Source organism: Shewanella sp. M-Br (genome assembly GCF_036245925.1).
Classification (GTDB): Bacteria; Pseudomonadota; Gammaproteobacteria; order Enterobacterales; family Shewanellaceae; genus Shewanella; species Shewanella oncorhynchi.
The window spans coordinates 15,899-28,741 of sequence record NZ_BJBV01000017.1; the positions used below are offsets into that span (position 1 = coordinate 15,899).

Genomic DNA, 12,843 nt, shown 5'->3' on the forward strand with positions numbered 1-12,843 from the left:
CTCGCTGATGTAAAAACAAAACCCATCTCTAGAGATGGGTTTTTTATGCGTGACACTTAAGTTTGAGATTATTTTTCTTGTTGAGCTTTCAATAGATCGCGGATTTCAGACAGCAACTCTTCTTCTTTGGTCGGTGCTGGTGGCGCTTTAGGCGCATCTTCTTCCTTGCGTTTTAGGGTGTTAATGGCTTTTAAACCCATAAAAATGGCGAAGGCGATAATCGTAAAGTCGATAATAGTTTGAATGAATTTGCCATAGGCAATGACCACAGAAGGCGCATCGCCTTGAGCTGCTTGTAGCACTATGCTCAAATCACTAAAATTCACACCACCTAGGATGATACCAATCGGTGGCATGATGACATCGGCCACGAAGGACGAGACGATTTTGCCGAATGCGGCACCTATGATGATACCAACGGCCATGTCGATCACATTGCCACGGGACGCAAAAGCCTTGAACTCTTTAATTAAGCTCATTAGGTTTCCTCCAAAATTGAGATTAAATGTTAAATTTTATTGTGCAAACTGTATCAGGAAAACCTAAGGTCTTTTGCAGCCTGTTACCTTGCCAAGCTTATAGGGGCTTATGGATTAAGGCAATTCTGACATAGAGGATTTATCCTCAAGGCAATGATTTACACTTTACAAAGTAACAATTGTTACTTTTTTGGGCATTCGATTTATTCATCTAGATCGGCATGGCCGATAAAATCAGGGACTTCTAAGACTTGCGATCCCCAACGTTTAAATAGGGAGCTATAGATGAATTCGATAAAGACGCGGTATTTTCGCGGTAGATATGCCCGCTGTGGATAGCTAAGCACTACCTTAGTTTGCACCATTGGATAGTCATCTAGTAGCGGGATTAAATCGCCTTTTTCTAATGCGACTTGGGCTATGATGGACGGCACCGCAGTGATCCCAAGCCCCGCAATGGCGGCCTCGCGAGCGAGGGTGACATTGTTTACCGTCAGTTGAGTCTTGGGCTCGGCGACAATCCAAGTTTTGCCATCGAATAATTTCCACGCACCTTCAATATGCGCCGACTGCAAGCGAATCGCTTTATGTTTGGCTAAGTCCTGTGGCACCTTGGGCGTTCCATGGGCAGCTAAATAAGCTGGGCTTGCCATGAGCGATTTATGGGCGTTGACTAAGGCATAGCTTTGCAAGCGAGTGTCGCCAGAATCGGCAATTTGAAATAACAGATCGATGCCTTCTTCTATCACATCAACCTTTCGATTGGTGAGTTCAGCCTCTATGGTGATTTCGGGATAAAGCGTTAAAAACTGCGCGAAAATCGGCCCTAAAAACAATTGGCCTAATTCAATTGGGCAGACAATTTTTAGATTGCCTTTAATCAATTGCTGTTGGGCGCTGAGCTGATTTTCGGCGCTCTGCAGATCGTTGAGGATCTTATTGATCCTGTTGTAATAACTCGATCCTGCTTCGGTGAGTTTTAGGGCTCTGGTGGTGCGAAACAGCAGTTGTGTGCCAGTATTGGCTTCGAGCTCGGCTATCTTGCGACTGACGGTTGCCTTAGTGAGCCCAAGGGCTTTGGCGGCACCCGTAAAGCTGCCTTGCTCGACCACTTGAGCGAAAATTTGCACGCGATTGAGATCCATCATTGTTACACCTGTGAAACAGTGGGTTGATTTTTTACTGACTAATAAACTTAGTGAGACAGTAGTACACTAGATATCACTAATCAAGGAGTCATTCATGTCCAAAAGTAAACTCATTATCGCCGTTCCACTGTTACTCGCTGCAGTTGCGGGAGGCGGTTATTACTGGTGGACACAGGTACGTTTTATCGAAACCACGGATAACGCTTATGTTGAGGCCGATATTTCCCATATCAGCGTGAAAGTGCCCGGCTACGTTGTGTTAAGCGATGTAACTGATAACCAGCATGTGCAAAAGGGTGAGTTATTAGCTCAGCTGGAAGATAACCAGTTTAGTGCCAAAGTGAGTCAAGCCGAAGCCTCACAGGCGAGTGCGAAGGCGGACTTGCAAACCTTAGCCGCAAAGGTGGAGTTGCAACGGGCGTTAATCACCCAAGCCAGTGCCGGTGTCGTGGCAGCTGAGTCCGATAAAATACGAGCACAGCAACAATTGAGCCGCTCGAAAAAGCTTAAAGTCAGTAATTACAGCTCCCAAGATGATGTCGACCAACTACAAGCGGGATTCGATTCTGCCGCCGCTCGTCTCGATGAAGCCAAAGCCGTGTTAGTGGCAAAGCAACGTGAGTTAGCGGTTTTTAATGCCCAATTAGATCAGGCTGGTTCTGTGGTTGAACAGGCCGATGCGACTTTAGAACTGGCGAAAATTCAATTAAATGATACCCGCGTGACCGCACCTTTTTCTGGGGTGATTGGTAAACGTGGCGCTATGGTGGGGCAGTACGTGCAACCCGGCCAAGCACTCTACAGTTTGGTTCCGGATGGGGCAGTGTGGATCACGGCGAACTTTAAAGAGACCCAGATCCAACATATGCAACCAGGACAGTCGGTGCAGGTCAGTCTCGATGCGTTTCCCGACAAAACCTTTATAGGTGTTATCGATAGTCTGTCACCGGCGTCCGGAGCCAAATTCAGTCTACTGCCGGCGGAAAACGCTACAGGTAACTTCACTAAAATCGTGCAACGTATTCCCGTGCGTATTCGCTTAGATTTGTCTGAGGAAGAAGCGTACATGCTACCGGGCTTAAGTGCAGTCGTAAAAGTGGATACGGCGTCGGGTACTGCAATATCGGCAATCGCTGCAAATACAGGTCGTTAGTATGAGCGCAACTGGCTCTATCACTGCGTCTGCCGATATGGAGGCGCAGGGCATCAGTGTACCTAGAAAGCCTACCGATTATGAGCGTGGCAGTCGCCGTTCATGGATTGCGGTATTTGGTGGTTTGATCGGCGCCTTTATGGCGATCCTCGATATTCAAATCACCAATGCATCGATGAAGGAGATTCAAGGCAGCCTTGGGGCAACGCTCGAAGAAGGCAGTTGGATTTCAACCGCGTATCTGGTTGCTGAGATGATCGCGATCCCGCTCTCTGGCTGGCTCAGCACGGGATTGTCGGTCAGGCGTTATCTGTTATGGACCACGGCTGCTTTTATCTTTGCTTCTGTGCTTTGCTCAATCGCGTGGAACTTAGAGGCCATGATCGCCTTTCGGGCGCTACAGGGCTTCTTTGGTGGTGCGCTTATTCCGTTAGCCTTTAGGCTTATTCTTGAGTTTTTACCCGATAACAAACGTGCCGTCGGCATGGCGTTATTTGGCGTGACGGCGACTTTTGCGCCTTCAATCGGCCCGACCTTAGGCGGTTGGCTGACCGAGCAATTTAGCTGGCATTATCTGTTTTATATCAATGTGCCACCGGGTTTGTTGGTGATGGCCATGTTGGCCTACGGTTTAGAGAAACAGTCGGTCGTTTGGGATAAGCTGAAGAATGTTGATCTGGCGGGCATAGTCACTATGGCGCTGGGTATGGGTTGCCTTGAAGTGGTGCTCGAAGAAGGTAACCGCAAGGACTGGTTTGGCTCGGAGCTCATTCGTAATCTGGCCATTATTGCCGTCGTGAATCTGGTGTTATTTGTTTGGATCCAGTTAAGGCGTAAAGAGCCGTTAGTGAATTTGCGCCTGCTCGGTAAGCGTGATTTTGTGCTCTCCACCGTGGCGTATTTTTTACTGGGCATGGCACTATTCGGCGCTATTTACTTGATCCCGCTTTATCTATCGCAAGTCCATGATTATACACCGTTAGAGATTGGTGGCGTGATTATGTGGATGGGATTTCCGCAGCTATTGGTCTTGCCCTTAGTGCCGAAATTGATGGAGCGCTTTGATAGTCGTTATCTCGCTGCCTTTGGCTTTTTAATGTTCGCCATTAGCTATTACATGAATAGCCAGATGACCGCAGATTATGCCGGACCGCAGATGATCGCTTCGCAAGTAGTGCGGGCATTAGGTCAGCCTTTTATTCTGGTGCCAATTGGAATGCTTGCGACCATGCATTTAAAACCCCATGAAAATGCCTCGGCATCGACGGTATTAAACGTGATGCGTAACTTAGGTGGTGCTTTTGGTATCGCGCTGGTGGCGACCCTGACTGACACTTTGTCGCGCGGGCATTTGGCTCATATTAAGGAATCCTTACCCGCAGTGAGCACACAAGCACAGGATTATTTAACCCAAAGCGCAAGCATGTTGCAGGCGGGAGGTTCTGATCCCTATACCGCCGCCGCGCAGGCGAAAGCTTTACTGGGCAAAACCATGAGTCATCAAGCTTATATTCAGGCCTATAACGATGTGTTTTACATCATGGGCGCTCTGCTACTCATCGCCGTATTCGCTGTGCTGCTGATCCGTAAACCGACAGGGCCTGTGGCCCACGATGCCATGGTTGAGTCATAACGTTTTTCGTTATCCTGTTGTTGCCATAGATTTCCCCAGATCTATTGGTTTGCGCCTTAGTCCTCACGGATTAAGGCGCTTTTTTATGGTCTTTATGCTGTGGTAGACTCAAAGCTCTTTTTCGATGATTTGCAGAGGAATATCGTTTGCAGTGGCAAAATCTTACATTTAATCAATTAAATGCCAATAGGCTATACGACATATTGAAGCTAAGAGTCGATGTGTTTGTGGTAGAGCAGGCCTGTGCGTATCCAGAGCTTGACGATAAGGATAGGCACCCAGAAACCCAGCATTTATTCGGCTTATCGTCAGACGGGGAACTGCTTGCCTACGCGCGTATTTTGCCGCCGGGATTGAGTTATCCAGAGGCGAGTATCGGCCGTGTGGTGGTATCGCCAGCAGGACGAGGCAAAGGACTGGCCATGCCTTTAATGCAGCACGCCATTGAATCTGCACTGACAACATGGCCCGAAGCGGGGATCCAAATTGGCGCCCAAGATTACCTCAAAGCTTTCTATCAAAAACTCGGCTTTGTCGCCTGCTCTGAGATGTACTTAGAAGATGGTATTCCCCATTTAGATATGCGCTACCAATCAGCATAAGCGGCTATCAATATGAGTTATCTACATCAATTATCAACATAAGCGATCAACAAAAGCTAGGCACATAAGTATTCAACATTAAGCCAATAAGGAACTGAGATGTCGACTTCAACGGACTATAGAATCAATCAACAGCAAATTGCCTGCGTGGCGAGTTTTCTGGCTAAAGAGGGCAAAACCGAAGCACTAATAGCTGCGCTCGCGAGCCTTATTCCTGATACGCGCCGCGAAGCGGGTTGTATTCGTTACGAACTCAATGTGAGCCGTGATGAACCACGCCGCGTGACGTTTGTAGAGAAGTTTGTCGATATTGCCGCCTTTGATGAGCACTGCGCTAAGGATGCGATTCAACACTATTTCCACCAAGTTATGCCCGAATTAGTCGAGTCATACCATGTGGAAACCTATCATCAAGTGATTGTTTAGCCATAAGATAAACGATTAGGAGCTTGCAGTGTTGATTAACACTATCGAGCCAGTATTTAGATCTCTATCCGAATGGATCCCATTGATACTGCAAGTGACTAATGGCCGCAGCTGGAACCATTGCACTTTAACTCTTTAGTGCTAAAAGGCGTATTAGGTAAGGATAAGGCGAAGTTGCTGGCTTAAGTTGCATTTGCCATCAATGTACCGAGTAGTTATCTACGGCAAGAATGACAACCTAGACTTTGATTGTATAACTTCACTGGGATTAATAAAGCTGCCTTGCTACTTTGCTTAATTGAACCCATTCGAATTTCATCGCAGAGTGAGTTTTATATCCATTCCAATCTAAAAAGCCGAGTGGTTTATCACTCGGCTTTTAATATATCTTAGATATCGCTTTATTTAGTGAAAAACACTAATGTCCAAGGGACTACGTATGCTTGGAGTACTGTGATCACGCCAATGAAAGTACAGAAAAATAGACTGTGCTTTAGCGTAAAGCGGAAAAGATCTGATTCTTTACCCGCCAATCCCGTTGCAGCGCAAGCAACGGCAATAGATTGTGGCGAAATCATTTTGCCCGTTACTCCTCCCGTAGTGTTTGCGGCGACTAATAACTCCGGTGTTACACCGATTTGGTTTGCTGTATTGGCTTGCAGCGCGCCAAATAGGGCATTTGACGAGGTGTCTGAACCTGTTAAAAACACACCTAACCAACCTAAGAATGGTGAGAAGAAGGGGAATGCCACGCCAGTGCCTGCGAGCACGAGTGCTAAGGTTGAAGATAGACCTGAATAGTTTGCGACAAAGGCAAATGCTAATACTAATCCAATCGACAATATCGGGAATTTTAATTCAATTAAAGTGTCTTTAAAGGATGTCAGTGCATTACTTACTGACATTTTAAGGACCACAATTGAGATCATTGCTGCGATTAAAATGGCTGTTCCAACAGCGCCTAATAAATTAAGTTTATATATTGCTGCATAAGGGGTTTCCTTAGCGACAATAGGTGCACTTTTGATAACGAGATTATGTAAGTAAGGTACTTCAATACTGATAGTGGCAAAACTTAATGCCAGTTGTACATCTTTAAGACTCCACAGGGTTACAATCGCTGTGAGAATAATAAAGGGAGACCATGCTTTAAATATCTGGCTATTAGAAAAAGTAGATTTAGGGGTAGTAATTCTTTTTTTCATGCCTGAGAAAGTGAATATTTCTTTTGGTTGCCAGACTTTTAAAAATAACGTTAAACAAATTAGACTGACTAACGCCGAAGTAATATCGGGTAATTCGGGGCCGATAAAGTTTGAGGTCAAAAATTGGGTGATCGCAAATGAAACGCCTGCTACTAATGTTGCGGGCCAAGTTTGACGTATTCCCCTGATGCCATCCATCATTGCGATGAGCCAGAAGGGGACAATAATCGATAATATTGGCAACTGACGGCCAGCGAGTTGTCCAATATGGAATGGGTCTAGTGATGAAACCTGGCCCGCTACGATAATTGGGATACCCATAGCTCCAAAGGCGACGGGTGCCGTATTTGCGATTAAGCAAAGTCCTGCTGCATACAATGGATTGAATCCAAGCCCGACAAGTAACGCAGCTGTAATAGCAACAGGTGCCCCAAAACCCGCAGCACCTTCGAGGAAGGCTCCAAATGAAAAGCCAACCAATAGCATTTGTAATCGTTGATCTTCCGTGACTGAGATGACTGACGAGCGAATAACCTCAAATTGACCTGTTTTAACGGTGATTTTATATAAAAATACTGCGGTAATAATAATCCAAGCAATTGGCCATAGCCCATAACTAAAACCATATATAGCAGAAGCAAGCGCGATACTAATAGGCATTTTGTAGGCGAGTATCGCGACTGCTAAGGCAATTAATAAGGTTAATGCCCCAGCGATATAGCCTTTAAGTTTTAACACAGTTAAGGCTAGGAAGAAAAACACAATAGGCAGTAAAGCAACCATTGCGGTGAGCCACAAGCTACCGAGTGGCGTGTATGTTTGGGTCCAGGTCATAGGGAGGTTTCCGTATTGTTATAATATGTTGATAAATCGTGTCGCAGCCGCAACATAGCAGATACTAGTGTTTGGTGATGTAGGATCAATCTTAAATGTTGCAATAAGTGATATGGGTCACGAGATGTGTGGATAAATGATGACGGGGAAATACCTAAATAATAATCAAGTAAAATATTGACTGTTTTAGCTATATTCACCAAGCATCTAATTTAGGTTGTATTAATATTTGTTATGTTATCAATATTATTTTTTGTGAGTCGTGAAATTAACTAGAGTATTGTGATTTTATGAAAAACTAGGCTGTACTGGTTTGGTTTTTTTGTAGTGTTTATAACAGAGCGTTTATAAATATTTTTTTATCTTTAGATATAGAAATTAATAGCACTCAATACAATACAACTAATAATGCAGTGATCTTATTGTGGCATGAATTGAGCTATAGATGTTGCCATGCTCTTGTCTATGAGTTTGCTTGGCTGGAAATTTACCTTGCTATATGTGGCTGCGAGTATGACAGTAGGTTGAGATTTTTAATTTTGCAGCACAGTTCGTTGAGGAAGTAACATGAAACAAGTCAAAGTATTAGGCAGTGGTTGCGCTAAATGTAGCAAAACCGCTGAGATGATTGCGGACATATCAGAAGAAATGGGTGTGGATGTGATTGTAAAAAAGGACACAGATCCTCAAAGCCTATTGAAATTTAAAGTGATGAAAACCCCTGCGGTAGTGATCGATGGTGAGCTCATACATAGCGGCTCAGTACCGACGCGCGATGAGGTTGAGGGGTGGTTAAGGGACTAAGCTGTTGTAAATACAGGCTCATATTAGTGAGTTCGCTGAATAGTTGCACGGATTATGCTCGTTAGAAAGCGCTTAAGCTAAAAATGCACACCATTGTCATCCTGAATCCTTGGCAATGGTGTTGTAATATCATCAGTATACGATTAATGATATTAAATATAATGTGTTTAAAAACAATGCATTGATTCTTTGTGTAGTCATTTTATTATGGTGTTTTATTGGCTACGGTTTAGTCGGCATTGCATTATCTGGGCGAGTTTATTAAGTCTATGTCGTAGGAGATTGTTTGCAGATTTCGACTTCTTTTATCAGTATCACTGCTATGATTTTGATTCAGTGACCTCGTCAAGTTGCGGGATGAGTGCCAATGCAAAAGTGGCTTAGGGTATTAACACGTTTCTACAGTTGGTTATTTTTTACTGCACGTCTGTTTCGTTTAGGGCTTTTTCTAACGCTAAGTTTATTAGCTTTACCTTTATTTGCTGCTCAAACATCTCCCAGATTAACCCAAGTATTAACGCCCGCTACGGATTGGAAAAACTCCGCTTATATCACCCAAGCATTTAGTGAAGTCGCCCTACAAAATGAGTATGACCTTGCTAAACATAGCGTGCGTAAGTGGCGCATACCGGTACGAGTGTTCATTGAGCATCAAGTGGGTGATAAGGCGCTGCACACTCAATTAGTGTTGATGCACTTAACACACTTAGGCAAGATCACCGGCCTCGATATTCAACGGGTAGATACGCTCTCTGAGGCGAATCTGCACTTAGTGTTTACCCGTCAATCCCTATGGGCAAGTGAGGTGATGCGCTTAATGGGACCGAGCTCGGCGAAAAATGTCCATGGCTCTGTGTGTATGGCAAAGTTTGCTCTCAATTCACGGCAAGAGATTGAACGTGCTTGGATTATTATTCCTGTAGATCAAGCCAAAATGCACGGTAAGTTAGTGGCTTGCGTAGTTGAAGAGATTACTCAAGTGCTTGGTTTACCTAATGATTCAGAGAAAGTATTTCCCTCCATCTTTAACGACAAAACCCCGCAGGACTTACTCACCGGGCTCGATTTTATTTTGCTTAAATTACTCTATAGCCCAAGTATTAGCGCTGGAATGACGGCCGCAGAAGTCAAACAGCCTTTGCAGATCTTGCTCGAACAATGGCTGCGCGATGGCACTATTGCTAGCGCTGGCAAAACGGTACGTCAAGGTCAGTTGTACCCATTGTTAGGTTATTGATGACTAAGCATTACAGCTAAAGTTGACATTGCTCGCACGTGACTAATTAATCCTTTTTGTTTTAGGAATAAGGGCATAGTCTATCTTTATATGAGATAAACACCTTGGAGGGACACCATGCGAATGACATTGCAGTTTTTAGGGGCGACAGCGGAAGTGACAGGTTCGTGTCATTTACTCTCGGTTGATCATGAACACTTATTGCTCGACTGTGGTTTGATCCAAGGCGGTAAATCTGATGAGTTGCGTAATCATGATCCCTTCGCATTTGATCCTGAGTCTATTTCTGCTGTCGTGCTTAGCCATGCCCATATCGATCATTCTGGGCGTTTACCACTCTTAGTCAAAGCGGGTTTTGATGGGCCTATCTACACCCATAAAGCCACGGCAGAGCTGTGCGCTATCATGCTCAAAGATGCGGCTATGCTGCAGACCCGCGATACCGAAAGAGTCAATAAAAAGCGTGCTAAACATGATCTTGAACCCCTAGAACCGCTATTCACCGTTGAAGATGCTGAACTCGCGATAACTCAATTTGTACCATTGGAATATGGTCAAGTGACTCGGGTTATTCCCCATGTGGATATTTGCCTCTCAGATGCAGGGCATATTTTAGGTTCCGCCTTAGTCGAGTTGTGGTTAGGTGAGGGCAAATCCCAGAAGAAAATCGTCTTCAGTGGCGATCTTGGCCGTGCAGGTATGCCGATTTTACGTAATCCTACCTTAGTGGATACGGCAGATTTAGTCTTAATGGAAAGCACCTATGGCAATCGTTTTCACCGCAGTTGGACGGATACCTTAGCTGAATTGAAAGCCATTTTTGCTAAGACAGTCAACGAGAGCCAAGGCAATATATTGCTCCCTGCTTTTTCGGTTGGACGAGCACAGGAGTTATTATATCTATTTCATTTATATGCTAAAGAATGGGATCTCGGCCGTTGGAAAATCTGCCTAGATAGTCCGATGGCAATTGAGGCGACCCGCGTTTACGTTAATAATTATCCGCTGATGGATGAGGACTTTAAACGCTTTACCCGCCAACATCCTGGGCAGCATCCGCTGTTGTCGAATGTCGAATTTATCCAAACGACCGAAGAGTCGATAGCGCTGAACGACGTGCATAAGGGATTGATCATTATCGCAGGGAGCGGCATGTGTAACGGTGGACGTATTCGTAGCCACTTCGAGCATAATCTATGGCGCCCAGAATGTGATGTGATTATTTGTGGTTATCAAGCGCTTGGAACACCGGGGCGCGCCATCGTCGATGGCGCTGAGGAACTGTCTATTCATGGTAACAGCATTAAAGTAGCGGCTAAGTTACACACAGTGGGTGGACTTTCAGCCCATGCGGATCAAGCAGAGTTATTACGTTGGTATCACCATTTTGAAGGCCAGCCGCCGTTAATTTTAGTCCATGGAGAACCCGAGGCGCAGCATGGATTAGTCGATGTGATTAACCAAGATCCTCAGACTAAACCAAAGGCTATAGCAATTGCGACCCAGGGTGATCGATTGGATTTAAATGCACTGCCGCAGTTAGTGTGGAAGCCTTAAAAGAGTTGAAAGTACATGGGTGGAAATGCCATTATTTTCTACACGTGTGGCAAAGCGAGTTATCCTGCCTGTGAGTTGTATTTTGAATGTAATGGTGAAGGTTTTTCTATCGAAGATTAGTGTTTAGTTTTATAAAAAGCTCACATAGTTGTGAGCTTTTTTATTTTAAATCAATCAGGTTACTGTATTAGTCCGAGTTGTTGTCAAATTCAGTATCATCGAGTAACTCAAAGGCGGGGACGACATTCGGTACGTCTTTAAATAAGCGAGTGAAATGGCGCTGTACACCTTTCAAATCGATTCCTGCTAAACCTGATGCAAAACCAAACCAAGCATAAAGGCCACTAAAGTTATCAAACATGGGCGGTAGATATTTAGGCGTAGTCAGAATGCCCTCTTGGCAAGCTTGGTATAACACGGGGATATCTTCGATCGCCAATTTACCGAGGAATAGCATAGGGATGAGTTCAGGAAGGCCTGAGGTGATGGCGCTGCGGATAAAGTTAATGTTTTCCACATAGCCACGCACATAGGAAATATCCTTAGTGAAGAAACTGCCGCCTTCCACCATACCCCCACGGAAAACCCTTTGGGTGACACGGTAACTGTCTGTCGCACTTAGATTCAATCCTCTGAAATAATTGAATACCTCTATAAAGTCAGCACCATTTTCAGCCATATCGACCGCGGCAACACGGTCACTAATTCGCCGAGCCCGTCCTGGATTTGAGCTTAGCGTCAGCATTTCCAGTAAAACGGCTAGACCTTCTTGGGTTGCTGCTACGCGCGGAGAACCGACACTGAGCCAAGTGGCGTGGGGTTGAGCTCGGCCGTTTAGCGTCGTGCCGACATGCACCCAACCTTCGTGAACTTCATATACATTAAGATCCGATTCGCTGAACATTGCTTTGCTATTGAGCTTAACGGTATCGCCACCGACTGCAGCGTCAGAGACGATACCGTCACTAAGGCGTACACGCATATCATCGCTATGGAAGTACTTTTCTAAACGTTGGCTGAGCACGTTAACCGCTTCTGGCGCGCTAATAATTTTAGGGTGATGTTTATTCATGTGTCTCGCCGCGGGCAACGAGAAAATGTAGCTGAGTTTATCGCCTAACTGGCGCAAGGTATGGCGATCGCCATGCAGTTTATGGCTAGCACTGCCGTACAATTCTTGGCTGAGCTTACCAAAGGTTGGCGTGCCTCTGTTCCCCAACATATCGATGACAAGGCGATACTGATCGACGTTTGCCACTAATATTTTGCCGAGTTTGTCTCGTTTACCCAAACGTCTATGGATGTCCTGTTTTAGGGAGGCTAGCTCAGCTTGGGTTTTAACAGGATCAAAAGGTAAAGCAATGTTTTGATAAAACTCTTGCTTAATAGCCGGAAGTACCGTGCCCTTATTGGAGAGAAAACGTTCCTCCATTTCCCGTGGCCATTTAATGGCATCTAAGATTTTTATTGGCGTTTGAATGCGAATTAATTCATCGGAAAAACGGCGTAGATCTTGTTGATATTGGGCTAACGACTCAGACATTCCCGTATATCCTGCAGGTAATTTCAGCGAGAGAGATGTGGCTAATCATAGCCTTAAACCTCATTTATTCATATTGATTCGCAGGCTAGCTGAGAAAATATACCGATTAAATAAATTAGCTGTTATCGATTTTGTGAATCATTTTGGTGCACTTGTTATAATTCTAGCGCTATGTCTATGGGACATAAATAAGTAACCATCTGTTTAATAATATTTTATTGA

11 protein-coding genes are annotated in these 12,843 nt (G+C 44.8%); 7 read left to right on the plus strand and 4 right to left on the minus strand.

Going from position 1 to position 12,843, the window contains the following annotated elements; translation table 11 throughout:
• Nucleotides 1–68 precede the first annotated feature (68 nt).
• Together mscL and AAA952_RS14810 are read right to left on the minus strand one after the other, a co-directional pair.
• On the minus strand, nt 69–479 hold the full coding sequence (gene mscL / locus AAA952_RS14805; protein WP_105250328.1) for a large-conductance mechanosensitive channel protein MscL: 411 nt from the start codon (nt 477–479) through the stop codon (nt 69–71).
• Nucleotides 480–682: 203 nt separating this feature from the next.
• Nucleotides 683–1,627: a LysR family transcriptional regulator gene (locus AAA952_RS14810; RefSeq protein WP_338258135.1), complete on the minus strand. Its 945-nt coding sequence runs from the start codon at nt 1,625–1,627 to the stop codon at nt 683–685.
• A 94-nt stretch (nt 1,628–1,721) separates the two neighbouring features.
• On the opposite strand from AAA952_RS14810, the gene AAA952_RS14815 reads away from it, so the two are divergent.
• The 4 genes from AAA952_RS14815 (at nt 1,722) to AAA952_RS14830 (ending at nt 5,441) form a co-directional block, all read left to right on the plus strand.
• Entirely contained in the window at nt 1,722–2,780 is a 1,059-nt protein-coding gene (locus AAA952_RS14815; protein ID WP_338258137.1) for an HlyD family secretion protein, read from the plus strand.
• 1 nt (nt 2,781) lies between these two features.
• A complete protein-coding gene (locus AAA952_RS14820; protein WP_338258139.1) occupies nt 2,782–4,413 on the plus strand; it encodes a DHA2 family efflux MFS transporter permease subunit in 1,632 nt (543 codons plus the stop codon).
• A 146-nt stretch (nt 4,414–4,559) separates the two neighbouring features.
• Entirely contained in the window at nt 4,560–5,015 is a 456-nt protein-coding gene (locus tag AAA952_RS14825) for a GNAT family N-acetyltransferase (RefSeq protein WP_263206481.1), read from the plus strand.
• Nucleotides 5,016–5,114: 99 nt separating this feature from the next.
• The gene (locus AAA952_RS14830; protein ID WP_113939190.1) at nt 5,115–5,441 is read left to right on the plus strand and encodes a putative quinol monooxygenase; all 327 of its coding nucleotides are present in this window, start codon (nt 5,115–5,117) and stop codon (nt 5,439–5,441) included.
• A gap of 401 nt (nt 5,442–5,842) precedes the next feature.
• Here the strand turns inward: AAA952_RS14830 and AAA952_RS14840 are convergent, their stop codons facing one another.
• On the minus strand, nt 5,843–7,480 hold the full coding sequence (locus tag AAA952_RS14840) for a lactate permease LctP family transporter (RefSeq protein WP_263211729.1): 1,638 nt from the start codon (nt 7,478–7,480) through the stop codon (nt 5,843–5,845).
• 567 nt (nt 7,481–8,047) lie between these two features.
• Here AAA952_RS14840 and AAA952_RS14845 point away from each other — a divergent pair.
• The 3 genes from AAA952_RS14845 (at nt 8,048) to AAA952_RS14855 (ending at nt 11,078) form a co-directional block, all read left to right on the plus strand.
• The gene (locus AAA952_RS14845; RefSeq protein WP_028761824.1) at nt 8,048–8,284 is read left to right on the plus strand and encodes a thioredoxin family protein; all 237 of its coding nucleotides are present in this window, start codon (nt 8,048–8,050) and stop codon (nt 8,282–8,284) included.
• A gap of 367 nt (nt 8,285–8,651) precedes the next feature.
• Nucleotides 8,652–9,521, plus strand: coding sequence for a DUF2927 domain-containing protein (locus tag AAA952_RS14850; RefSeq protein WP_338258146.1), 870 nt, complete (start codon nt 8,652–8,654; stop codon nt 9,519–9,521).
• 117 nt (nt 9,522–9,638) lie between these two features.
• Nucleotides 9,639–11,078, plus strand: coding sequence for an MBL fold metallo-hydrolase (locus AAA952_RS14855; RefSeq protein WP_338258148.1), 1,440 nt, complete (start codon nt 9,639–9,641; stop codon nt 11,076–11,078).
• A 187-nt stretch (nt 11,079–11,265) separates the two neighbouring features.
• Here the strand turns inward: AAA952_RS14855 and AAA952_RS14860 are convergent, their stop codons facing one another.
• Nucleotides 11,266–12,621 (minus strand): flavohemoglobin expression-modulating QEGLA motif protein, encoded by a 1,356-nt coding sequence (locus tag AAA952_RS14860; protein WP_131523937.1) that lies wholly within the window; start codon nt 12,619–12,621, stop codon nt 11,266–11,268.
• Nucleotides 12,622–12,843 lie beyond the last annotated feature (222 nt).

What these genes read in the sequence shown, in the direction of transcription:
- mscL (WP_105250328.1), bottom strand. Translation starts at nt 479, where the DNA reads ATGAGCTTAATTAAAGAGTTCAAGGCTTTTGCGTCCCGTGGCAATGTG.
- AAA952_RS14810 (WP_338258135.1), bottom strand. Translation starts at nt 1,627, where the DNA reads ATGATGGATCTCAATCGCGTGCAAATTTTCGCTCAAGTGGTCGAGCAA.
- AAA952_RS14815 (WP_338258137.1), top strand. Translation starts at nt 1,722, where the DNA reads ATGTCCAAAAGTAAACTCATTATCGCCGTTCCACTGTTACTCGCTGCA.
- AAA952_RS14820 (WP_338258139.1), top strand. Translation starts at nt 2,782, where the DNA reads ATGAGCGCAACTGGCTCTATCACTGCGTCTGCCGATATGGAGGCGCAG.
- AAA952_RS14830 (WP_113939190.1), top strand. Translation starts at nt 5,115, where the DNA reads ATGTCGACTTCAACGGACTATAGAATCAATCAACAGCAAATTGCCTGC.
- AAA952_RS14840 (WP_263211729.1), bottom strand. Translation starts at nt 7,480, where the DNA reads ATGACCTGGACCCAAACATACACGCCACTCGGTAGCTTGTGGCTCACC.
- AAA952_RS14845 (WP_028761824.1), top strand. Translation starts at nt 8,048, where the DNA reads ATGAAACAAGTCAAAGTATTAGGCAGTGGTTGCGCTAAATGTAGCAAA.
- AAA952_RS14850 (WP_338258146.1), top strand. Translation starts at nt 8,652, where the DNA reads ATGCAAAAGTGGCTTAGGGTATTAACACGTTTCTACAGTTGGTTATTT.
- AAA952_RS14855 (WP_338258148.1), top strand. Translation starts at nt 9,639, where the DNA reads ATGCGAATGACATTGCAGTTTTTAGGGGCGACAGCGGAAGTGACAGGT.
- AAA952_RS14860 (WP_131523937.1), bottom strand. Translation starts at nt 12,621, where the DNA reads ATGTCTGAGTCGTTAGCCCAATATCAACAAGATCTACGCCGTTTTTCC.